The organism is Herbaspirillum sp. VT-16-41, assembly GCF_001994935.1.
In the GTDB taxonomy this organism is placed as follows: Bacteria; Pseudomonadota; Gammaproteobacteria; order Burkholderiales; family Burkholderiaceae_D; genus Herbaspirillum; species Herbaspirillum frisingense.
Genome location: NZ_MUXB01000175.1, coordinates 22,366 through 44,104, shown reverse-complemented (window position 1 = coordinate 44,104; position 21,739 = coordinate 22,366). Strand labels below are relative to the sequence as shown.

18 protein-coding genes and 1 pseudogene are annotated in these 21,739 nt (G+C 55.1%); 10 read left to right on the top strand and 9 right to left on the bottom strand.

From position 1 onward, the window contains the following. Positions 1 to 442: 442 nt before the first annotated feature. Positions 443 to 871 carry a hypothetical protein gene (locus BTM36_RS25475; protein WP_077238435.1) on the bottom strand — a complete coding sequence of 143 codons (429 nt, stop codon included), beginning with the start codon at positions 869 to 871 and terminating at the stop codon, positions 443 to 445. Positions 872 to 1,618: 747 nt separating this feature from the next. Between BTM36_RS25475 and BTM36_RS25470 the strand changes: the two genes are divergently transcribed. From BTM36_RS25470 to BTM36_RS25455, 4 genes are all read left to right on the top strand, one after another. Continuing rightward, complete coding sequence (locus BTM36_RS25470) at positions 1,619 to 2,332, top strand: DNA-binding protein (RefSeq protein WP_154134766.1); 714 nt, start codon at positions 1,619 to 1,621, stop codon at positions 2,330 to 2,332. Between the two features lie 190 nt (positions 2,333 to 2,522). Continuing rightward, positions 2,523 to 2,750, top strand: a complete 228-nt coding sequence (locus BTM36_RS25465) for a transcriptional regulator (protein WP_077238433.1) — start codon at positions 2,523 to 2,525, stop codon at positions 2,748 to 2,750. Next, positions 2,747 to 3,133 (top strand): type II toxin-antitoxin system death-on-curing family toxin, encoded by a 387-nt coding sequence (locus tag BTM36_RS25460; RefSeq protein ID WP_077238432.1) that lies wholly within the window; start codon positions 2,747 to 2,749, stop codon positions 3,131 to 3,133. Before BTM36_RS25465 ends, BTM36_RS25460 begins: the two co-directional genes overlap by 4 nt. 390 nt (positions 3,134 to 3,523) lie before the next feature. Next, entirely contained in the window at positions 3,524 to 4,828 is a 1,305-nt protein-coding gene (locus BTM36_RS25455; protein ID WP_139347285.1) for a hypothetical protein, read from the top strand. 70 nt (positions 4,829 to 4,898) lie between these two features. On the opposite strand, the gene BTM36_RS25450 is transcribed toward BTM36_RS25455, so the two are convergent. Then, positions 4,899 to 5,465 (bottom strand): hypothetical protein, encoded by a 567-nt coding sequence (locus tag BTM36_RS25450; RefSeq protein ID WP_077238430.1) that lies wholly within the window; start codon positions 5,463 to 5,465, stop codon positions 4,899 to 4,901. A gap of 534 nt (positions 5,466 to 5,999) precedes the next feature. Here BTM36_RS25450 and BTM36_RS25445 point away from each other — a divergent pair. Then, positions 6,000 to 6,323: pseudogene (locus tag BTM36_RS25445) on the top strand (helix-turn-helix domain-containing protein); the annotation flags it as partial. Positions 6,324 to 6,392: 69 nt separating this feature from the next. Here BTM36_RS25445 and BTM36_RS25440 read toward each other — a convergent pair. The 7 genes from BTM36_RS25440 to BTM36_RS25410 all read right to left on the bottom strand — a co-directional run bounded on the left by BTM36_RS25440 (position 6,393) and on the right by BTM36_RS25410 (position 14,657). After that, positions 6,393 to 8,963 (bottom strand): heavy metal translocating P-type ATPase, encoded by a 2,571-nt coding sequence (locus BTM36_RS25440; protein ID WP_077238428.1) that lies wholly within the window; start codon positions 8,961 to 8,963, stop codon positions 6,393 to 6,395. Between the two features lie 63 nt (positions 8,964 to 9,026). Next, positions 9,027 to 9,350: a zinc ribbon domain-containing protein gene (locus BTM36_RS30000; RefSeq protein ID WP_165774441.1), complete on the bottom strand. Its 324-nt coding sequence runs from the start codon at positions 9,348 to 9,350 to the stop codon at positions 9,027 to 9,029. Between the two features lie 69 nt (positions 9,351 to 9,419). Beyond that, a complete protein-coding gene (locus BTM36_RS29190) occupies positions 9,420 to 9,929 on the bottom strand; it encodes a DUF6328 family protein (RefSeq protein ID WP_050470579.1) in 510 nt (169 codons plus the stop codon). 111 nt (positions 9,930 to 10,040) lie between these two features. Beyond that, on the bottom strand, positions 10,041 to 10,649 hold the full coding sequence (locus tag BTM36_RS25425) for a phosphoheptose isomerase (protein ID WP_077238426.1): 609 nt from the start codon (positions 10,647 to 10,649) through the stop codon (positions 10,041 to 10,043). A 169-nt stretch (positions 10,650 to 10,818) separates the two neighbouring features. After that, positions 10,819 to 12,438 carry a phosphoethanolamine transferase gene (locus BTM36_RS25420; RefSeq protein WP_254427095.1) on the bottom strand — a complete coding sequence of 540 codons (1,620 nt, stop codon included), beginning with the start codon at positions 12,436 to 12,438 and terminating at the stop codon, positions 10,819 to 10,821. A 129-nt stretch (positions 12,439 to 12,567) separates the two neighbouring features. Beyond that, positions 12,568 to 13,965, bottom strand: a complete 1,398-nt coding sequence (locus tag BTM36_RS25415) for a heavy metal sensor histidine kinase (protein ID WP_050470582.1) — start codon at positions 13,963 to 13,965, stop codon at positions 12,568 to 12,570. A gap of 20 nt (positions 13,966 to 13,985) precedes the next feature. Further along, complete coding sequence (locus tag BTM36_RS25410) at positions 13,986 to 14,657, bottom strand: heavy metal response regulator transcription factor (protein WP_050470583.1); 672 nt, start codon at positions 14,655 to 14,657, stop codon at positions 13,986 to 13,988. A 196-nt stretch (positions 14,658 to 14,853) separates the two neighbouring features. On the opposite strand from BTM36_RS25410, the gene BTM36_RS25405 reads away from it, so the two are divergent. The 5 genes from BTM36_RS25405 (at position 14,854) to BTM36_RS25385 (ending at position 21,733) form a co-directional block, all read left to right on the top strand. Next, positions 14,854 to 15,144 carry a DUF4148 domain-containing protein gene (locus tag BTM36_RS25405; RefSeq protein WP_050470719.1) on the top strand — a complete coding sequence of 97 codons (291 nt, stop codon included), beginning with the start codon at positions 14,854 to 14,856 and terminating at the stop codon, positions 15,142 to 15,144. Positions 15,145 to 15,225: 81 nt separating this feature from the next. Then, positions 15,226 to 15,579, top strand: a complete 354-nt coding sequence (locus tag BTM36_RS25400; RefSeq protein ID WP_077238424.1) for a cobalt transporter — start codon at positions 15,226 to 15,228, stop codon at positions 15,577 to 15,579. A gap of 66 nt (positions 15,580 to 15,645) precedes the next feature. Beyond that, a complete protein-coding gene (locus BTM36_RS25395; protein WP_077238423.1) occupies positions 15,646 to 16,932 on the top strand; it encodes a TolC family protein in 1,287 nt (428 codons plus the stop codon). Positions 16,933 to 16,940: 8 nt separating this feature from the next. After that, entirely contained in the window at positions 16,941 to 18,500 is a 1,560-nt protein-coding gene (locus BTM36_RS25390) for an efflux RND transporter periplasmic adaptor subunit (protein ID WP_061286712.1), read from the top strand. Between the two features lie 29 nt (positions 18,501 to 18,529). Continuing rightward, the gene (locus tag BTM36_RS25385) at positions 18,530 to 21,733 is read left to right on the top strand and encodes a CusA/CzcA family heavy metal efflux RND transporter (RefSeq protein WP_077238422.1); all 3,204 of its coding nucleotides are present in this window, start codon (positions 18,530 to 18,532) and stop codon (positions 21,731 to 21,733) included. The last annotated feature ends 6 nt before the right edge of the window (positions 21,734 to 21,739 follow it).

Sequence of the window (21,739 nt, the reverse complement as noted above, 5' to 3'; positions counted from 1 at the left end):
ACTTTTCAGGTGGTTGCCTGCTCGCGCAAGCTAGAAACTGCTGCTCCCGCAGTCAGGCCCATGCTGGGCGAGCACGCGCCGGGAAATCTGAGGCGTTGAGCTCCGCCCAACCTTGCGACCCAAGCCGCGGTTGACAGATCGAGACTCATTGGTTCTGCCCACTTGATGGATGTTGTGCCAGTTCCACACCAGCTTAACCAATGAAGGCCAGCTCGAAGAAGCAAAAATCCTGGCTTAAAGGAGTTTGATCGATAGTTGTAATTTATGCATCGATGTTCGTGGCGGAAGTCGTCTAAGTCTGGAGTGCGGGTCCAGGCCCAGAGCACCTCGCTCCACACCGGTGTCAGCTAACTCTGTCCTAAAAAGTCATCTAACTCTGGATTTTCCCTACTTTGTTCACTTAACTCTGGATTTCTTCGTTCTGGCGAGTAAATCGCGTAGTTCAGTGGGCACTATCAAGACGATCGCGCAGCTGTTCAGGAGTGAGTTTTTCGGCGGCCCCGGCCAGCTCCGACCAGCGCTCTCCATCACAGTCTTCGGCATAGGAAACAGTCCAATTCCCGGCCGGATCGGCTGAAAACTCATAGGCAAATTCCCAGTCGCCCATGACGTTGTCGTCCAGGGCTATAGCCTCATAGATGGGAAGTACGTCACGCATTTTTGGCGAAATTGGCTCGTCGCCATAGCCTGCCTGGAAGATAAAACGCAGGAAATAGCTGCCGGTATGAAAGTGGGCCCGGGGCTTGATCGAATCTGCCGACTCCAGCATGTCCAGTAGGTGAATCCCAACGGCTTCAGGAGAGCCGTTTTGCCGGCGAAAGTGAACTTGATTTTCCCCAAAACGTACGACGACCAATGACGGCATTCCCATGAGCAATATTTCCTTATGAAGGGCTTATAGATAAAGGATGAACGGAGTTCGGTCTTGAGTGACTTCCGAAAAATCCAGAGTTAAGTGACAAAAATCCAGACTTAGACGATTTCCGACAGTTCGGCCGACATTAGTTCGGCAGTCCAATACACCACGCGGCTGCAGCAAGTACATCTGCGTTTCAGCTGAGCAACTACCTGTGAGGCTATCCGTATAGCCAGTTGGTCTTCAAGTCCTTGATTCCATTGCCAATATTTATGATCGGCGCGTCATTATTTTTGAGCGTTCTCATTCTTTGAATATTTCATTTATGCAACTTTAGAGAGCTTCACCAACGGATACCTCATTTCAACCGTTTAAATTCATGTCGTGATTAGAACTATAATCACGAATAGAGGTTTGGAAAAAATGCCGAAATATTGTTATTTCGGCATTTTTTCGCGCATCTGACCGCGCTGTACCGTGCAACGTTGCTTGAATTGTAGTCGCACATCTGGCGAGTGCAAGGGAATTCGAGCGGTGATGATGGGTGCCTCCCAGGTGCGGCAGGTTTCGTGAGCCAGCGCATAGGGGTCGGGCGGCTAGTATCGGGCTTAATCTCCACGTTCTGCAGCGATCACTCGGGCCCTTGCCAGGTTCATAGCGGCTGGATGTGGGCCAGGCTCCGCGATGCGTCGGATACGAGTGGCGCGATACCACTGCTCCGGAGAAGCCTGAAGGATATAACATTGCGCCTAGACGATAATAGTGGCTTTAATTCGTATCATATCGTATCATCTCAATCATATCATCTTGAGGGAGCTAAAATTGGCGCGGGAACCATCGATTACACGTGAGCAGGTCTTCGGCGTCTGCGATACTCTGGTTGCGAACAAAGTGCGGCCGACTCTGCGTACTGTGCGAGATCACTTAGGGGCAGGAAGCAACCTGACGATCAATCGCCTGGTCAATGAATGGAAGAGTGAGCATGCGGCACCTGCCGTCACCGCTTCTTCGTTGCCCCCTGCGCTTCAGCGAGGCATCGCAGAATTCGTTGCAGTTGAGATTGCTGCGGCTCGCGCCCCATTGGAAACGGAGATCGCAGAACAACAGCAAACGAATCACGACCTCGCCGCCGAGATCGAGCGCCAGACTGCCGAGATTGAAACTCTGATGGGGACTGTAGCGACCTTGACAACAGCAAAGTCTGCCGCAGAGGCGAATATCGCTATGCTGAGCGACGCCCTAGCCGCCGAGAAGGAGAGCGTTCTGCGGGAGAGAGCGGCGGCCGAGCAGGCTCGTGTTGAACTGGCCAAAGACAAGCTCCGCTTGGAATCGATGCCTGATTTAAAGAAAGAACTTGAGGGCCTGCGCGCCGAGCTGAATCAAGAGCGACAACAGCGGATTGATGCAGAACGGCAGCTGGCAGTCTGTGAAGCCCTTCGAGCTCAGTCGGAGGCTGCTGGAAAAGCTGGGGACTAGTGTGTAGAACTGCGCATTTCCTTTCGCTAACCAGCATCTTTGAGTCGCCCTAGCTGCGGCAATAAAGTTTTTACACGGATTAACGTCTGATGTCACGAGCCGGACCTTCCAGGAAGATGCCGGTCAGCCTTGCTTGACACGTCATGCGGCAGATATATAATAAAACTTATAAGCACAAAGGGAGAGCATGATGCTCACATTCAAAGTGACTACCGTTGGCGCATCCGAAGGGCTGATCCTGAACAAGGAAGCCAAACGTATCCTGAACGTCCAGAAAGGCGATACGCTTTACCTGACCGAGGCGCCAGACGGCGCAATGCGAATCACGCCGTACAACCCTGAGTTCGAACGCCAGATGGCCTTGGCGGAGTCGATCATGCACGACGATCGTGAGATCCTCCGCGTGCTCGCTAAATGAACTGGCAGTGGGTGCAGCGTGAAACCGTTTTTGCGGTTCATGACAAGCAGCTCGCGGTGCATGGCGGCCTGGCTGGGATTAAGGACCTCAACGCTGTCGAGTCTGCGCTTTATCGGGCTCAGAACCTTGACGCCTATGGCAATCCACCACCTGATGCGGCCGACCTCGCGGCGGCCTACATTTATGGTATCGCCACCAGCCACGGCTTCAGCGACGGCAACAAACGGACCGCTTGGGTGATCGGTCGTTTGTTTTTGGCGCTCAACGGCCAGACTTTGGCATTCGACCAGATTGAAGCCATCAACTTTATGCTGACGGTCGCCGCCGGCGACATGCCAGAGCAGCAGGTCGCTGACTGGATCAGGCGCCGCCTGACCGTGTAACGGTCCTTCGCCGACGTAAACGTGGCATTTTGGTCAGATATTGTGGACAGACCGCATCTTGCTCATCGATGAGAGGGTTGCGTTTGCAAGTGCCGGACCGAAGGCCTTAGCGGGACGCAGCGAGTGCACTGGCGCAGGTGATGACAGTAGTCACACGTAGCACTGGCGACTTTCTACTTTCTATCTACTGGGGGCGTCTTCTGAATCTTTGAGAATACTTTCACGCGTGAAAGGTTGGAGACCGCTATTTGTGCCCATCTCTCAAAACCGTTAAATTAGAAACTCCCCTGCCCCAGCAAAAACACGTGGTCAACCGTTGATCTCCTCTGCACCATGACTCCCCCCGTACCTGTGCGCACACACCTCCTGTCGGTCGGAATTGCTCGGCATGTGTTTACTCACCAGCAGCACGGCATTGTGTTCGTACGCGATGCCATAACACTTCACGATGCCCGCGCATACGGACTGCAGCCCGTCGTTCTATATGCCGTCAGTGTTCCTGGCACCCCCATTATTTGGCACGGTTTCGGTTCGCCGGATGCTCTGCAATCGTTGCGCGGACAATTGATCGAGGCCTGGCGCTCGTGCCCACAACTTCGGGGCTACCCCGACGTGCTACGCATAAGCCATCAACTTGCCGCCTCCTGCCAGCGCTTGCAAACGGAATTTGCGGCCCATGGCATCAAGGTAGAAGTAGCCGCCAGTAATGATCACAAATTTTCAGCGGCGCTGCGCAGCGCGCAGAACAGCACACTGCAATTGGGTTGGTCCTTGGGTCAATCTATGCCACAGCGCACGCTGGCGCAGCTGCAGAAGAATGCCGCACACGTATTGACCATGCATGAGGATCTCCGATCCTGGCGCATCGGCGGAGCAGCCCTGGTGGAAGCGACCCGGGCGCATCTTGCCTTGCCAGTCAGACCCTTCACGAACATAGAGTTGGGGCCGGAAAGCATGGATTGGTCGTCGGGACCGTGGATGTCGGCGTGGGAAAGAAACTTACCGCCTGAGCGGGAGCGGTCGTTTCATACAAACGATGACGGGAAAGTCTGGCTGTTCTTCAAAGAGCCGGACGAGCACATCGATGCCAGCAGTGCCCAGTTCGATATGCTACCGGGATGCCTGAGTGCGATTTTGCCGTGCTGGCCGAACGGTGCTGCCAGCTTGGCCAGGGCGGCCGGGTTGACGCTGAAAAAACTGCAGTGGTTCATCGCTGATCGCCAAGCGATTGACCAGCAGGCCCGCCATCGCCTGATGACTCTGGTAGGAATTGAAATGAACGCCCACCGTGAAGAAAAGCTGGCCGGGGGCTGCATACTGACTGCCGGTTCGCTTCGGGCGACGGTGCGTCTGTACGACGAACTCACACATGGCGGCGATGTAACCTATGCTATTGAGATCTTGCCGGTTAGCGGTCTGGCTGATCCAAGCTGGCGCTATGTGCTCATAGAAGCTTGCGGTTGCCTCATGAACGTGTTGATGGTGCCTCGCGTAGGCGATGTCTCCGCGCATCTTGATGCCGCGCATTTCATCAATTTATCGGGACAATGCGACATCCCCGACGCTCTCTATACGGGTATCGTCGGCGCTTGCGGCAGAGCATGCATCGATACGGCGCGCAATCGTAGCGAAATGATGGCATATCTTCAGCAGAATTATGACCGGCTTGTCCAGCACTTGCCGTCACGTTGGTAGTTTTTTAGTGACGTCTGGTCGATAGCGGCCAGACGGCCCCAAGGACACTAGGGCCGGCACAAGCGGATTGTCAACTGTGCGTCTTACCATCACACGCAAACCAGGATGCCCCGGTTGGCATCAGCTTTAGCTGAAGGACTGCAAGGATGGCTCCCAAAAGGTCAGCTGCAATTTGCTCGTACTGCAGCTCCCCTCTAGCCGGATGATTGTCCCAACCAAAGTACGCCTGTTTGACCTCCCACCACCCAACAGTGCAGCACAAATACATGGCGGCAATGACGAGCGCTACGTGTACCTCGTGGGTGAAGGCACAACGGTACCAGCGAGCAAATCCAGGTTGGAACCGATTCACCGGCCTGCCATACTTCGAAATTTTCGGACCGCCGCGCATGGTCAAGTGGTACCAAATGCATAGAAACAGGACGGCGAGGATGACAAACCCGTATGCCGCAAGGAAGTGCTCAACTGTTGCCCTAGCCTCGTATCCGATGGCATTTGTCAGTTCGTCTCTTAGGGCGCTGACCTTGGGCGTCCTGAGAAAGAGCGCAACCCTGATGGCGAACATGCCGAGAAACAAATGGGAGAGAACGAGCATTGTCCCCCGAACGTAATTAATGAAACTGGACTTCAACAGCATTGACGACTCCTGAAAGATGAAACTGGGTGATGAAGGCCTTGGAGGCCGGGCTATCTGCTTGAACTACTATGCGTGTAGCCAGATGATTTAAATGGGTATAGCACTGTTTCATCGTCATGAGCCCTGCATCGTGATAACGTCTATCCACGGCCAAGAAACTGGGGTAATCTACGACCAGTCGCACGGCGGCATGCAGCACTCCCTCCCCAAGAAATAACACTTCCCAATTCGCTGTCGAATAAGCACCGCATATGACTTGTGGCGCCTATTCCGTTTTCCTTGGCCTTTCCTAGGCATTCACACACTTGCCGGATATCGGCGTAATTCAACCCTAGCGGGAAAGCTCCCGCTCAGGATGCTTTCTCGCGTCTTTGGAGAAAGCAAATGAGCGTTTTTTCATATCCAGAACGTGGTAAGTGGGGCAAGAGTGTTGAATTGCACTGAAAACTGACCCACTTTTCCAGGAAATTTGCATCCTAAGTTGACCCATGTTTAGCCCACAATCCTGCTCATCACAGCGAGCGGGAGAACGGAGTGATAGACGTGGCCCTACTTGGAATTATTCGTCGCTGGTACATCCGCGACCACATTTCGATCCGGGAAATTGCCCGCAGGCTGGACATTTCCCGGAACACGGTTCGACGCTACATTCGATCAGAAGCGATCGAACCTTCCTACCCCAGCAGGCAATCATCGAGTTCGCTAGACGAATTCGCGCCTAGACTTTCTGCCTGGTTGAGCTCCGAGGCAGTCAAATCTCGAAAACAAAGACGAACCCTCAAACAGATGTTCCTGGACTTGCGAGCGCTGGGCTACGAAGGGTCGTATGACCGCGTGGCTGCCTTCGGAAGGCAATGGAAGGTGGGTCAGATGGAGAGGGTCAATTCTGCGAGCAAATCAACACAATTTCTGCACCGGAAGTCGTCGTTACGTTATCGACGAGCTCCTTGAATAGGCAAGCAGGCGTAGAGCATTGAAAACGACGATCAACGTGGAGCCTTCATGCATTGCGACTGCAACACCAATACTTAAACCGAAAATGGTTGCGGGCACCAGGAAGGCAACGACGCCCAGGCTGATGAAGACGTTTTGCCGGATGACACGTCGAGTATGCCGACTCAAGTCGACTGCGAAAGGAAGATTCTTCAGGTCATCTGCCATCAATGCCACATCGGCAGTCTCCAGGGCGACGTCCGAGCCAGCAGCGCCCATGGCAATGCCCACCGTTGAATTGGCCATAGCCGGAGCATCATTGACTCCATCACCAACCATTGCAACCTTGGTTGTCTGGCGAAGTTTACGGATGGCTTCAACCTTATCTTCAGGCATCAGATTGCCCCAGGCCTCGTCTAGGCCGACTTCGCTGGCCACTGCATCGGCAACCTTTTGATGGTCTCCGGAGATCATGATCATTCGGGTAATCCCAATCTCACGCAGCTCCTGCAGTGCTCCCTTGGCATCGGCCCGTGGCGTATCCATCAGTCCGATTGTCCCCAGATCGCGCTGACCATGCCGTACTACCATCGTGGTCCTGCCGTTTTCACGCAGTTTCTCAACAGCGGATATGGTTGCTGCATCTAAGGCGGGGACGTCGTCGCTGCCGAACATCTCCAGCTTGCCAATCCAAACCGTCTCGCCGGCGATGGTTGCGGTAACGCCGCGGCCAGTCAGGCTTTTGATGTCCAGCGCGCCTGGCGGGCTCTGAGAGGAGCCCAAGTGTTTCTTCGCGTCTCGTGTGATCGCCGTTGCAAGAGGGTGGTCGCTCTGCGATTCGACCGCCAGCGCAACATTGAGGAGTTCTTCGACTGCAATCCCTTCGGCCGGTATGACATCGGTGATGCGAGGCCGCCCTTCGGTCAGGGTGCCCGTCTTATCAAATGCGATGGCGCTGAGGGAACCAAGTTCTTCAAGTGGTGCGCCGCCTTTGATGAGAACGCCGCTGCGTGCAGCACGAGCAATGCCTGACAACACGGCGCTAGGAGTGGCAATGGCGAGCGCGCACGGGCTTGCTGCGACCAGAACAGCCATCGCGCGATAGAAACTATCCCGGAAGGGCTCGTCGACGACGACCCATGCGAACAGCAGAAGGAATGCCAGGGCAAGAACGGCCGGGACAAAGACACGCTCGAACTTGTCGGTGAAGCGTTGCGTAGCCGACTTCCGTGTTTCGGCCTCACTCACCATCTTGACCACTCTGGCCAGCGCAGATTCACTGGAGCGACGTGTTACCTCGATCTCAATGGCGCCGGCGCCGTTGATTGTGCCTGCGAACGCCTTGGAGTCGCTCGGCACTCCATCTGGTCGGGCGCGGGCCAAGTCGACGTCGTCGACTGGGCGCTTATCGACGGGGATGCTCTCCCCGGTAACTGGGGCTTGGTTAATCGCAGAGTTGCCAACAACGATAAATCCGTCTGCTGGCAGGCGCTCGTTCGGGCGCACCAACACCACGTCGCCGACTCGCAGCTCCTCGACCCGGATTTCCGTAATCTGCCCGTCTCTACGTACGGAGGCTACTTCGGGGGCCAACTTGGCCAGGGCTTCGATCGCGCGCTTTGCCCTACCCATGGCGTAGTGTTCTAGTGCATGCCCCAGGCTGAACAGGAACAGCAGAAGCGCGCCCTCTGCCCACGATCCCAACGCTGCGGCGCCGGCCGCAGCGACCAGCATCAGCGTATCGATTTCGAAACGCTTAAGCCGAATATTGTCGACGGCTTCCCGGACAGTGTAGAAGCCACCGAAGAAATATGCCGAAATGAAGCACGCCATGGGAAGCCAGGCCGGCATGCCAGCAACGAATCTTTCAATGACCCAGCCGATGCCCAGGAGTGCGCCACATAAGAGCGAAAAGATCAGCTCTGTATTGGCGCCAAGCATGCCGCCATGTTCATGAGAGTGCTCAGCATCCTTTCCTCCATGTTCGGCGTGACTCGAGCCATGGGCATGCGAGTGCTTATGGTCTCCACCACCTTCGCCATCCGTATGGGATTGCTGATGATCGTGTGTATCTTCTTGCCCCTCTGCCGGAGGAGAATTTTCGGCCGCAACAGTTTGATCAAGAATCTTCACACCCAGGCTCTTCAATGCGGCCGTGAGTTTTGGTATATCGCACTGCTGACGATCAAAATCAACATGCAAGCTGCTCGTGGTGGCGACATCTGCGGCTAACACACCAGGTAGCTTTTGCAGATGGTCCGCAACAGTTCGGGCCCGCCGTTGATGGTGGATTCCGCTGACCTTCCAGACTACGTGCGCATAGCGTTCAGAAACCTTTGCGCCTGCAGCGGTCACGATTTCTCGGATGCGACCAAAGGGCAACTGCGCGGTGTCATAGTGGACGCACAGCTGTGACACTCCGGCGCCACGAGGCGGACGGACATGGACATTAACTACGCCGGCCTGTGTTCCGATTTCGTCGATGAGGCGTCGAACACAGACGTCGTTTGCATCTTCAACATCTGGGAGCAAAACGGGAATATCGAGGCGTAGTTTTGTTGTCATGATTACTCTTGGCGGTGATTCGTGGCCTAAGCCGTTAAAAGGGAGGAGCTTTCCACGCTGCAGTTATGTGGAAGAGGTCCCACATTGGCCGCAAAACTTGGTGCCAGACGGCATTCCGCTACCACACTGAGTACAAGCGATGGCTGTTAGGCCGCTGCCACACTCGTGGCAAAACCTGGCGCCAGGACTGCTGACGGTGAAGCACCGCGGGCAGCTAGTGCCGATCGGAGTGGCACTCCGTCCGCGTCCAGTGGGGGGCGGGCTATACCTGCTGTGACCGCCGTGTTCGCTACTGCCATATTGATTGTTGTTGCCGTGGTGGCCGGTATCGCCATGCCGGCGCTTTTCGCCATGGTGGCGTCCGATTATTTTGCGAAGAAAACTCACGTGTACTCCGTTATAAAATGAAGACGCCAAATGAACGGCTTACATGACGTCATTGAAAAATCCCGCCTTCTAGATATCAGACCCATTACGTATGACTAACGGGCGAGTGCCTGAAAGGTCGCGGAGAAATCTGAGTGGCAGCAGCCACCAAAGCGAGAAGATCAACACTCCGGTCCCCATAGCGAACCAGACGCCACGAAGATGGCCGAAGACTTGCGAGACGACCAGGTTGCTCGCTAAGACGAGCGCAAACGAGAGTGATACCGCGCCGCATAACATCTGGCGTGAAGCTAGCGTCTTGAAGCGTGAACGATCCCGGAGAGGACGTAATATCCGATGCTGCACTGCCGGGGCGGCAAACAGAACTAGGCTAGTTAGTGAGCAGCAGAATGTGGCCAGGAATATCCACTTTTCTGATTCAACGATCTGTGAGAATCCGCTGTTAAATGGCAGCGTAATGAGGAACGCGGTCAGTAACTGGGCAGCGGGTAACAGGACGCGCAATTCGTTGAGAAGATCGGAAAGATCTCCGTCTCCTTCAAAATCTTCGCGATCTTCCTCAGTATGGGATGAAGTCATTTTTCTGTTTCAGTCGCAAGTGGATTACCCGTGGCGGTGGGGTATTGAAATAGATCTTACCGAGGCAATATCGAGAAAAAGATTGCGTAGCTATTACAAGTTTGTAATCTTTTAACCTCCGTGGTCGTGACCCGGAGCAGATCCGAACAGCAAGTTATCTATGCCATCGCATAGGCAATGCAGGGCTGTGAGATGCACCTCCTGAATATGCGCTGTGCGTTCATGTGGAACGCAGATATGGATGTCCAGCGGTGTGAGTAATCTGCCTAGCTGACCACCGCCTCTGCCAGTGAGCACAACAACTTGCATCCCCTGTTGATGGGCCTCCTGCACAGCTGCGAGGATGTTTTCGGAGTTTCCGGACTTAGAAAAGACCAACAAGAGGTCTCCGCTGCGACCTAAAGCCTGAACCTGCTTGGAGAATATTTCCTGATTCCCATAGTCGTTGCAGATTGCGGTCAGGATTGAGGTATCAGTGGTGAGCGAGATGGCAGGAAGAGGTTTGCGTTCGCGCTCGAAGCGACCTACCAGCTCTGCCGCAAAATGCTGACTGTCGGCGGCCGAGCCTCCGTTGCCACAGGAAAGAATTTTCGAACCCCGGGCCAGCGTAGCTGATATTGCTTTAATGGCATCGAGAATGGGCTCTTCAAGAGACTGGACTGCATCGATCTTGAGTTGAGCACTCGCGTGAAAATGCTCGGCAATTCGAGACTTCTCCATGTTGATTCTCCCCCGGTATCGACCATAAAGAAGGTTGGAGAAATGCAGAAATGAATGATTCCAAGATCATTTATTAATTTTCTGTCAGATTTGATCTCGAGTTTGGTTGAAGGCACTGACGCGATGCTTTCCATCTGGCTGTTCTCTGTCCGCTACGCGTCTCGCAGCTCTAGGAGCCGGCCTTCGCCAGTGGCTGGTTGAACGTCACTGTCCGCGGCAAATACGGACGTCCGTTTATTCTGCGTAGTCCGTTGGAGAAGTCTTCGCTGACAAAAGCGTCACTCATGATGTCCCGAGACGACGAGTAGTAACGAGATTCGACCTTGAGTAATCCCATGATGGTGTGTTCAAGATGGTCCGTTTGATAGGGGCGATTTTCTAGAATTGCTTTGTCGACGGCGCTCTTTCCTGAGAATGACCTGGTCCAGAGAAGCATGGGGATTTCATAACCGGAAGGATCAGCGACCGATTGACCTGCATGATCTCTCGTGTGACCTACTTCCTGGCCGTGGTCGGCACTAAAGAGCAGGCTTGCCGCCCCGGGGGCAGATGCCATGGTGCTCTTGATCATGCTTGCCACGACGAAGTCGTTGTAGGCAATCGCGTTGTCATATTCGTTGCGCAACTGTCGGATCCAAATTGAGCGTCCTGCAGCTGAAAGCTGTTCTGCGATAGCATCATCGACGTCGTTGAACTTGGCGTATGACGATGGATAACGCATGTCGTAGGTGGGGTGGGCGCCAAGCAGATGCACGACAATGAGCTTCTTGGAGGCCGGATTGGCTAATGCGGCTTCAAGTCCAGGCAATAGGTTTCCGTCGAAATTGTTCTCTCCGCGACCGGCGCCCTTGTTGATGAATAGCTTCTCATCTGCACGCTCTGAGACAAGACCGAGCCAGCCGTCATTCGGGACCTGATTGGAAATCCAGAATGTCTTGTAACCAGCCTCCTCAGCTAACATTAAAACATCAGGCTTGCTATTCCACGCGTCAGGGGAAACAAGATCGGCAGGCGTGAACATCTTCATCAGCGACGACATGGTAGCCGGTTCGGATGAGATCACATCTTTGAAGACGATCAGCTGGTTTCGCATTGCGTCCAGCATAGGGGTGGTTCTACGACCATAGCCATATAGCGACATATTGCTGCGATTCGTGCTTTCCCCGATTAACCAAACAACCGTGTTGTTGGCTGGGCCGGTGTACTGTACCTTCCACTCGGATCGTCGTGCCATATTGCGGGCAACGATTTGCTGCATGTCTTGTGCCTGCTTTAGCTGGCTACGATAGTCCATGTATCGAATTGGCCAGAACAAAGCAGGATTTTCTTTCGCCATCGTGGGATTGAAATGCAATGCCAGGAATGCTGTTAGCAGAAGCCCTATGCTGATGAAGCCGGACCTGCGCAGCGTGTTCAACGGCAAGCGTGCTTCCCTGAAGGATAAGCATTTCTCGAACCAGAAGATCCAAGCGCCGACGAACAAAAAGATTCCTCCCGCCTCCGCCAGCTTCCGCCAGTTGTGCAGGAGGAACTCGTTGGTCTCGTCGGGATTAGTGTTGAAAATTGCGTGCAAAACGAGAATCGGATTCGGCCGAAGGCCGAAGTAGTCGCGCAAGAATCCCTTCAAGGCGGCGTCGAAGAAGAATAGAGAAATGATTCCTAGACTAACAACAGTCAGCCACCGCGGGCGCCAACGGAAATAGGGGACTGCGATAAATATACCGGCAATTCCGGGCAGGCTGGTGGACATCAAGACCGTGCTTTTGGCGAATTCGTTGGCACTGATCATGCCTAGCATCCAAAAGGCAGCAAGCCCGCCAATGCCCAGGAGCAGCCGATATCCAAGTCGTTTCAACTTAAATTACTCTCTAGAATGATGGGAGGTGACGAGCGCCCATTGCCTCGCCGATGGTAGTGGTCAGACGCCTTTGGGGCGCATGATCTTGGCTTCTTTGAAGAATGTAAGGCTGAAGATTGTCCGCTCACCTTGGATGCTCTTGACGGCCGCTTCGCCGCCGTGCAACGTCATGATTGAGCGTACGATCGCCAGCCCGAGTCCACTGGATCCGCTCGCACTGCTGCGCGACGGATCTGCCCGATAGAAGCGGTCGAAGATTCGCCCAACGACGTCGGGAGGGATTCCCTCTCCAGGATTGGATACTGTCAGGATGGTCGCATTACCTACGTCCGTTGCTTCAACCCGGATAATGCGCTCCTCAGGTGTGTATCGGATTGCATTGGAAATTAGATTGCCAACTGCCCTGCGCAAAAGCATCGGGTCGGCGAAAATCTCTCCTGTTCCGCCGACGACAATCCGGACCTTCGCTTCTTCAGCAATACCTTCGAAGTAATCTGCAATCTTGGCCAATTCGTCTTCGACATTGAGCATCTGAGGCTTCACGGCGACATGGGCGTTTTCTGCCCTCGCCAGGAACAGCATGCTTTCCATCATCCGCGCCAAGCGCTCATATTCCTCGATGTTGGAGCTGAGTAGGCCCTGATACTCTTCAATAGATCGTTGCTTACCCAGAGCGACTTGCGTCTGCACCATCAGGTTGTTGAGCGGGGTGCGTAAATCGTGCGCCAGATCTGCTGAGAACTGCGTCAACTGCTCAAAGCTACGATGTAGGCGGTCCAGCATCGCGTTGAATGATTCAACGATGTCGTGCAGTTCCTTGGGGGCCGAGCGGATGTCTAGCCTGGTGTCGAGCCGATTTGCCGAAATCGCATGCGTCTGTGCGGCCATTAACCTCAGCGGTCGAAGTCCGCCGCGAACAAGGAAGAAGCTCAAGAGCGTTGCGAGAAGCGTACCGATCGACGCTGCGTACCATACCTCCGTACGATATTCGGAAAGCAGTTCCATGCGGTCAGAAGCAGTGCGCGCCACCACCACTATGGTTTCCTCGCCGGCGCTGGTCTTGGGCTTACTGGCGATTAGACGTGCGCTGGCACCGTCTAAGTCGATGCTTTGAAGGGCATTGACTTGAGTTGTTTTGAGACTGTTGAAGAGTGGTGTCCCCACTCCAGATCGGCCAACATAGTTCTTTAAGATGGTGGCGCCGGAGGAATCTGTGATGAGTACCAAGAGCTGGTCGTGGCCGCTAATGGTATCCAACATGGCATGCTTATTTCCCCTGATGCTTTCGATTGAGCCTGCTTCTTGTACCAAGTGATCAATCGAGCGGCTCTTGCCTATAAGCTCTTCATCGTCTCGACGCTCCAGCTGAACGTATAACGAGTGGTAAAGATAAGTGCCAACAGCCGCGAATGTGATAATCGCCACTAGTGCAAATAGAGCCACTAGACGTGATGTCATCGAAGCTGGGTTTCTGGAGTTCAATTTCGCGCCTCAAACACGTAGCCCATGCCCCAGGCGGTATGAAGCAGTTTGCTCTCGAAGCCGTCGTCAAGTTTCACGCGTAGTCGGCGCACGGCGACGTCGACGACGTTGGTATCGCTGTCGAAGTTCATGTCCCAGACTTGCGAGGCTATTTGAGGCCGGGAGAGCACTTCTCCTGGGCGGCGAATCAGCATGTGAAGTAAGGCAAATTCTTTAGCGGTCAAATCGATTCGCTGCCCATCCCGCGTAACTTTGCGCCGAAGTACATCCAGCTGCACGCCGGCATATTCGATGATGTCAGATTCACGGCTCGGGCCGCGGCGTAGCAACGTTCGTACCCTTGCGAGCAGCTCCGTGAACGCAAATGGCTTGACCAAGTAGTCGTCGGCACCCAGTTCTAAACCCTTCACGCGATCCTCGATTTCATCGCGAGCAGTGAGAAAGAGCACCGGCGTATCGTGGGTGCGGCGCAATTCTCGCAAAATGTCCCAGCCGTTCATGCCTGGCAACATCACATCCAGAATAATGAGCTTGTATTCCAGCGTCTGTGCGTTATGCAGGCCGTCAATTCCTGATTGCACCCAGTCGACAACAAAACCCGACTCGGTAAGGCCACGGCGTAGGTAATCCCCAGATTTTGGTTCGTCTTCTACCAGCAAGATGTGCATGATTTGGTTCCTCGAATACGTCGATATTCTGACCGAGCCTGCCGCTGCATTCATTACAAATCTGTAATAACTCAGCAATCTTTCTGTTCGGACCTCCTCCGTAGAATTCATTCCAACGATGCGCCACACAAGGAGTTGGCGGTCGAAACCGCCTGGATCAGGCGATCTTTTGAACTACCATTCTAGGAGTAATGACATGAAAGCAACCCAAATTCTCTTCGGCGCCATGGTTACCGTTTTGTCGGTGTCCGCCTTCGCGCAATCGACCGTCAAGACCGAAGCCGAACGCGATCAAGCGAACCTGAGCGCCCGCAACAACTACCCGGTGATCAAGTTCGAAAGCACCAAGACCCGCGCCGATGTGGTGGCCGAGCTGGAAGCTGCACGCCTGGGTAAGCCGGTTCAAGCCGCTGCCGAAAAGCCGAACGTCGCCGGCAGCCCGGCCCAAAGCAAGGCCTTTGACTTGCCGCTGTACAACGGTGCATAATCGCCGCCGATTAATGGCCATGTTGCACATTAACCTCATAGCTGCCGATCGGGACGGTCGGTAGCTATAATCCTTCAGACCATGCGCTCATTCATTATCTTGCTTGCTTTGTTGTTGCCGATGCAGCTCACTTGGGCAGCAATGGCATCGTATTGCCAAGGGGAAAATGATCGTGTGCCCACCCATGTCGGCCATCATGAGCATCCTTCGGTGAAAGCCGATAAGCATGCTGGTACTGAAAAAACTAAGGCGGGCGACAACGACGTCGGCTGCTCTCTGTGCCACTTTTCGTGCATGAAATCGGTGCAGGTCTACAGCTCGAGCGTGATTGTTCCGCCGGCGGTCGAACAAAAATCGCATTTAGGCTACTCTCCGCATCCCACCTCCCATATCGCCGACGGGCCCGATAAGCCCAATTGGCAGCTCGCCGCTTAACTCGGCGAGGACAATCCACACACAACTGCACTCGCCGAATTCCCCTTCTTAACACTGGAGAATTCGATGTATCGGCACAGCTTTTTGCTGGCGCTGGCGCTTCTTGCAGCCAGCACTAGCCACGCGCAATCAACGGCGCCTGGAAACACAGAACAAATTCAATCCTATACGGCTTCATCCCTGGTGAAAGAGCCGCGGTTGTTGTCGCTCCCAGCAGCTATTAACTTGGCGTTCGATCAGAACAAGGGTCTGGCCGCGGCGCGCAAAGAAATCGAGGCCGTCGAGGCGACCATCATTCAGGCCGGCGCGCGGCCGAACCCTGAGTTCTCGGCTCTGCTGGAGGACACACGTAAGTCCACCAGGACCACGACCTATCTGATCAACCAGCCAATCGAATTGGGTGGTAAGCGCAGTGCCCGTATCGAAGCGGCCCAACGCGCGCGCGACATGGCCTTGCTCGGATACTCGGCCAAACGCACCGAGATTCGCGCAGGCGTCGTTGCCGCTTACTACGACGTGATGGTGGCCACGGAGCGCCAGCGTCTGGCGAAGGAGTTGCTGGGTCTGGCGAAGACCGCAGCAGATATGGCCGGACGTCGGGTGACGGCCGGGAAGATCTCTCCTGTCGAGCAAACCAAGGCCAAGGTGGCCGAAGCCAGCGCGCAGCTCGAGCTCAATCAAGCTGACAGCGAGTTGATTCTGGCTCAGAAAAAACTGGCGATGTTCTGGGGATCTGTGGGCAATGAATTCCAACTCACGGACGGTGGGGTCGAGACGCTGCCGGAACTGCCGGCAATCGCCCAACTGACCGAAAAGGTTGCCATCGGTCCCGCGGTCAAGCTTGCGCAGCTTGAAGTTGAACGTCGCCGTGCGCTTGCCAAGATCGAGAGTAGCAAGCGTATCCCCGATGTGAATCTCACCTTCGGCAACAAGCGTGATGAGTCGGCCGCTAGAAATATGTGGGTGGTCGGTATCTCTATGCCCATTCCCGTCTTTGACAGCAACAAGGGTAACGAACTCGAAGCCCTGAAGCGTGTTGATAAGGCACGCGACGAATTGTCCATCGTTGAAGTGCAGATGCAGAGCGAGGCCGCACAGAGCTTCGAGCGCCTGCGCAATGCCAGGGAAGAGGCAGCCGCACTGCGCGGTGAAATTGTTCCCGGAGCACAAAGCGCCTATCAGGCAGCACGAACAGGTTTCGAACTGGGAAAGTTCGGATACCTGGACGTGCTTGACGCGCAACGCACCTTCTTCCAAGCCAAAGCGCAGTACTGGAAAGCGCTTTCCACGGCATTCCAAGCAGCCGCCGACCTGGATCGTCTGGCCGGCACTGAGACACCTTCAGCTGAGTGAGATTAAACATGACCAAGAAGCAAAAGCTCGCCATCGCGGCGATCATCGCCATCGCCGCACTGTTGTCCGGCGTAACCCTGATGAAGGGGGGCAGCTCGGGCGGGGGCGGAGAAAAATCGTCTGCGCACCAAGAAGAAGGTGGCCATAAGGACAATGAGCACCACGGCGAAGACAAAAGTAGCGAGCATAAGGACTCCGCCGAGCATGGTGATGGCGAGCACCACAGCGCCGCACCCAGCAAGGGGCCGCATGGAGGCTCGCTCTTTAAGGTAGGCGCTTCATCCTTCGAAGTATTGCTGTCTGAGAGCGATGGCGCCCTGGTGGTCTATCCCTATCAATCTGATACACCACTTTCCCCTACTGTCGTGAAGTTGGCGGCAACGCTGACCCGACCAGGAAAGACGGCTGAGAAGTTGGAGTTCCAGGTAGAGAAGGACTCTCTGAAGGCGACTACGCCGGTCGAAGAGCCGCATCTGTTTGACATCAAGTTCGACGCATCGACCCCCGCTGGCTCGCACCAGTTCACCCTTTCCAAAGAGGAGGGGAAGATCGAGTTGAACAAGGAGCAGATGGCATCGGCTGGCATTCAGGTAAAGACGGCCGGCGCGATGAAGATGAACAGCAGTTTGCAGCTGCCGGGTGAAATCCGATTCAACGAAGATCGCACCGCCCACGTCGTCCCCCAAGTCGCCGGTATCGTGGAATCCGTTTCTGCGAACCTCGGCCAGAAGGTGAAAAAGGGGCAGGTACTGGCTGTAGTCATCAGTAGCGCTATTTCGGAACAGCGCTCGGAGTTGTTGAACGCTGAGCAGCGCCTCGCCCTGGCAAAGACCGCTTATCAGCGAGAAAAGGGCCTGTGGGAGCAGAAGATCTCTGCTGAACAAGACTATCTGCAAGCACAGACAACGCTGCACGAAGCAGAAGTCGCAGTGCGCAACGCGCAGCAAAAACTTCGTGCTATCGGAGCTTCGCCTTCTTCGGGTGGTTTGAATCGCTACGAAATTCGTGCGCCCTTCGATGGCACGGTGGTCGAAAAGCACCTGGGTCTTGGTGAAGCGGTACGAGAAGACGCAAATGCGTTCTTGATTTCTGACCTCTCCAGCGTGTGGGCAGAGATCATCGTTACGCCCAAGGACATGCAGATCGTGCGTGTAGGCGAAAAGGTCGTTGTACGCGCCACCGCCTTTGACTCGAGCGCCAGCGGGAAGATCTCTTACGTTGGATCCCTGATCGGTGAGCAAAGCCGAACCGCGAAAGCTCATGTCGTTCTGCCCAACAAAGATGACAGCTGGCGTCCAGGTCTGTTCGTGAACGTTGAAGTCGTTTCGGACGAAGGCCAAGTGCCGGTGGCCGTGGCTGCTGATGCAATCCAGACCGTCGATGAAAAGAGCGTCGTGTTCGTGCGCATGCCAGGTGGATTCGCAGCGCAGGAGGTCACGCTCGGCCGCTCCAATGGGAAGTTCGTGGAGATCAAGTCCGGTCTGGACGCAGGTGTCGAATATGCCGCTACCGGAAGCTTCGCCATTAAGGCTGAGTTGGGTAAGGGCACCGCAGAACACGGCCATTAAATCTGGCGTTTTCGAGAAAGACGACAATCATGTTTGAACGAATTATTCGCTTCGCCATCGAGCATCGATGGCTGGTCCTGCTCGCGGTGCTCGGGATGGGCGCATATGGTGTGTACAGCTATCAGAAGCTGCCCATCGATGCGGTACCGGATATCACTAATGTGCAGGTGCAGATCAACACGGCCGCACCAGGCTATTCTCCATTGGAGACCGAGCAGCGTATTAGCTATCCGATCGAGACAGTAATGTCCGGCCTGCCCAATCTGGAGCAGGTCCGATCCATGTCGCGCTACGGCCTGTCTCAGGTTATCGTGGTGTTCAAGGACGGCACCGACATCTACTTTGCCCGCCAGCTCGTTAATGAACGCATTCAGCAGGCAAGAAGCCAGCTTCCGTCAGGGATCGACCCTGGAATGGGGCCTATTTCGACGGGTCTTGGCGAAATCTACCTGTGGACGGTCGAGGCCAAGGACGACGCGCGAAAGGCGGACGGAACGCCCTATACGGCCACGGACCTGCGAGAGATCCAAGATTGGGTCATCAAGCCCCAATTGCGCTTGGTTCCGGGCGTCACCGAAATCAACACCATCGGTGGCTATGCCAAGGAATACCTGATCGCTCCTTCGGCTGAGAAGCTGGCGTCCTATGGCTTGACAATGGATAGCATCGTCAAGGCTGTAGAGAAGAATAACAACAACGTCGGTGCCGGCTATATTGAGCGCCGCGGCGAGCAATACCTGATTCGTGCGCCAGGGCAGGTGGGCTCTATCGAGGACATCAGCAACATCATCCTCTCCAACGTGAAAGGTATCCCCATCCGTGTGCGCGATGTCGCCAACGTAGACATCGGTAAGGAGTTGCGTACGGGTGCTGCGACCGAGAACGGTCGTGAGGTGGTGCTGGGTACGGTCTTCATGCTGATCGGCGAGAACAGCCGTAAGGTTTCGCAAGCGGTCGACAAGAAGATGCAGGAAATCAACCGTACGCTGCCCCAAGGCGTTGAAGCTGTCACAGTCTACGATCGTACCGTTCTGGTCGACAAGGCGATTGCAACGGTGAAGAAGAACCTGGTCGAAGGTGCACTCCTGGTGGTGGCGGTGCTGTTTGTCTTCCTGGGGAACATCCGGGCGGCGATCATCACGGCAACCGTGATTCCGTTGGCCATGCTCTTTACCTTCACCGGTATGGTGTCCAATAAGGTGAGCGCAAACTTGCTCAGCTTAGGCGCACTCGACTTCGGCATCATCATTGACGGCGCCGTCGTGATCGTGGAGAACTGCGTCCGGCGACTGGCTCATGCACAGGAACACCACGGTCGCACATTGACTCGCAGCGAACGATTCCATGAAGTTTTCGCTGCGGCCAAGGAAGCTCGCCGGCCGCTGCTGTTCGGCCAGATCATTATCATGATCGTCTACCTGCCGATGTTTGCTCTGACCGGCGTCGAAGGAAAGATGTTTACGCCGATGGCATTTACGGTCGTTGCGGCCCTGATCGGCGCAATGATTCTGTCGGTGACCTTCATTCCTGCAGCTATCGCTCTGTTCATCGGTGAAAAGGTCGCTGAAAAAGAGAATTTCATCATGGTGGGGGCGAAGCGGCTGTATGAGCCGATGCTGAAGGTCATCATGGAGAACAAGGCAGTGGTTCTGACCTTTGCCGCTGCACTGATCGTCGTTTGCGGCGTGGTGGCTACCCGTCTTGGGTCGGAGTTCGTGCCCAGCCTGAATGAAGGTGATATCGCCATTCAGGCACTCCGTATTCCTGGCACCAGTCTGACGCAGTCCATCGAAATGCAAAAATCGATCGAGAAGACTCTGGTGAGGAAATTCCCGGAGGTGGAGCGAGTCTTTGCTCGTTCTGGTACTGCGGAAGTTGCGTCCGATCCGATGCCGCCTAACATTTCTGACGGCTACATCATGCTGAAACCTGAGGCTCAATGGCCTGAGCCGAAGCGGACGCATGCGGAGCTGTTGACTGCTATCCAGGAAGAAGTCGCGAAGATTCCGGGCAACAACTACGAGTTCTCGCAGCCAATTCAGCTGCGCTTCAATGAGCTGATCTCGGGCGTGCGAAGCGACGTAGCAGTAAAGATCTTCGGCGACGACATGAACGTGCTCAACGAGACCGCCGGTAAGATTTCGGCTGTCTTGGAGAAAATCCCTGGCGCTACCGAGGTGAAGATCGAGCAAACGACCGGTCTGCCGATGTTGACTGTCAACATCGATCGTCAGAAGACCGCGCGTTATGGCCTGAATGTCTCCGACATTCAGGACACGATTGCCACGGCCATTGGCGGTAAGGAAGCCGGAACCCTGTTCCAGGGCGACCGTCGATTCGGCATTGTCGTCCGTCTGCCTGATAACTCCCGGACAGACCTGGAAGCCATCCGCCGGTTGCCAATAGCGTTGCCGCTGCAGGACGGAAACACCAGGACCAGCTATGTTCCATTGGGTGAGGTTGCTGCGCTGGACATCGCCCCGGGACCGAACCAGATTAGCCGAGAGGATGGTAAGCGCCGTATTGTGGTTAGCGCCAACGTCCGTGGCCGAGATCTGGGTGGCTTCGTGGCAGATGCAGAGCGCCAGCTGCAGGCCCAGGTCAAGATCCCCACTGGCTATTGGACCACCTGGGGCGGGCAGTTTGAGAACTTGCAGTCTGCTACGCAGCGTCTTCAGATCGTGATTCCGGTGGCCTTGTTGATGGTCTTCGTGCTGTTGTTTGTCATGTTTAACAACGCCAAGGACGGTATGTTGGTGTTCACCGGTATCCCATTCGCGCTCACCGGGGGCATTCTTGCTCTGGCGCTGCGCGATATTCCGATGTCGATTTCGGCGGCAGTTGGTTTCATCGCGTTGTCAGGGGTGGCGGTGCTGAACGGTTTGGTGATGATTTCCTTCATTCGTAGTTTGCGTGAAGAAGGTCGGTCGCTGGATCAGGCGATTCATGAAGGGGCGATGACGCGTCTTCGTCCAGTGCTGATGACCGCGCTGGTTGCGTCGCTGGGCTTTGTTCCGATGGCACTGGCTACTGGAACGGGCGCAGAAGTGCAACGTCCGCTGGCGACTGTTGTTATCGGCGGCATTCTGTCTTCGACCGCGTTGACGCTGCTGGTGTTGCCGCTGCTGTATAAGTTGGCACATAACAAGGACGAAGATGAGACACCGGCAGAAACCGGCACACGTCGACCGTTCTGGAAGTTCTGGGCAAAACGTTCTTCCACCGCAAACTAAGAGGAA

What these genes read in the sequence shown, in the direction of transcription:
- BTM36_RS25395 (WP_077238423.1), top strand. Translation starts at nt 15,646, where the DNA reads ATGTATCGGCACAGCTTTTTGCTGGCGCTGGCGCTTCTTGCAGCCAGC.
- BTM36_RS25475 (WP_077238435.1), bottom strand. Translation starts at nt 871, where the DNA reads ATGGGAATGCCGTCATTGGTCGTCGTACGTTTTGGGGAAAATCAAGTT.
- BTM36_RS25390 (WP_061286712.1), top strand. Translation starts at nt 16,941, where the DNA reads ATGACCAAGAAGCAAAAGCTCGCCATCGCGGCGATCATCGCCATCGCC.
- BTM36_RS25415 (WP_050470582.1), bottom strand. Translation starts at nt 13,965, where the DNA reads ATGACATCACGTCTAGTGGCTCTATTTGCACTAGTGGCGATTATCACA.
- BTM36_RS25420 (WP_254427095.1), bottom strand. Translation starts at nt 12,438, where the DNA reads ATGATCAGTGCCAACGAATTCGCCAAAAGCACGGTCTTGATGTCCACC.
- BTM36_RS25410 (WP_050470583.1), bottom strand. Translation starts at nt 14,657, where the DNA reads ATGCACATCTTGCTGGTAGAAGACGAACCAAAATCTGGGGATTACCTA.
- BTM36_RS25425 (WP_077238426.1), bottom strand. Translation starts at nt 10,649, where the DNA reads ATGGAGAAGTCTCGAATTGCCGAGCATTTTCACGCGAGTGCTCAACTC.
- BTM36_RS25405 (WP_050470719.1), top strand. Translation starts at nt 14,854, where the DNA reads ATGAAAGCAACCCAAATTCTCTTCGGCGCCATGGTTACCGTTTTGTCG.
- BTM36_RS29190 (WP_050470579.1), bottom strand. Translation starts at nt 9,929, where the DNA reads ATGACTTCATCCCATACTGAGGAAGATCGCGAAGATTTTGAAGGAGAC.
- BTM36_RS25400 (WP_077238424.1), top strand. Translation starts at nt 15,226, where the DNA reads ATGCGCTCATTCATTATCTTGCTTGCTTTGTTGTTGCCGATGCAGCTC.
- BTM36_RS25465 (WP_077238433.1), top strand. Translation starts at nt 2,523, where the DNA reads ATGCTCACATTCAAAGTGACTACCGTTGGCGCATCCGAAGGGCTGATC.
- BTM36_RS25440 (WP_077238428.1), bottom strand. Translation starts at nt 8,963, where the DNA reads ATGACAACAAAACTACGCCTCGATATTCCCGTTTTGCTCCCAGATGTT.
- BTM36_RS25450 (WP_077238430.1), bottom strand. Translation starts at nt 5,465, where the DNA reads ATGCTGTTGAAGTCCAGTTTCATTAATTACGTTCGGGGGACAATGCTC.
- BTM36_RS25460 (WP_077238432.1), top strand. Translation starts at nt 2,747, where the DNA reads ATGAACTGGCAGTGGGTGCAGCGTGAAACCGTTTTTGCGGTTCATGAC.
- BTM36_RS25385 (WP_077238422.1), top strand. Translation starts at nt 18,530, where the DNA reads ATGTTTGAACGAATTATTCGCTTCGCCATCGAGCATCGATGGCTGGTC.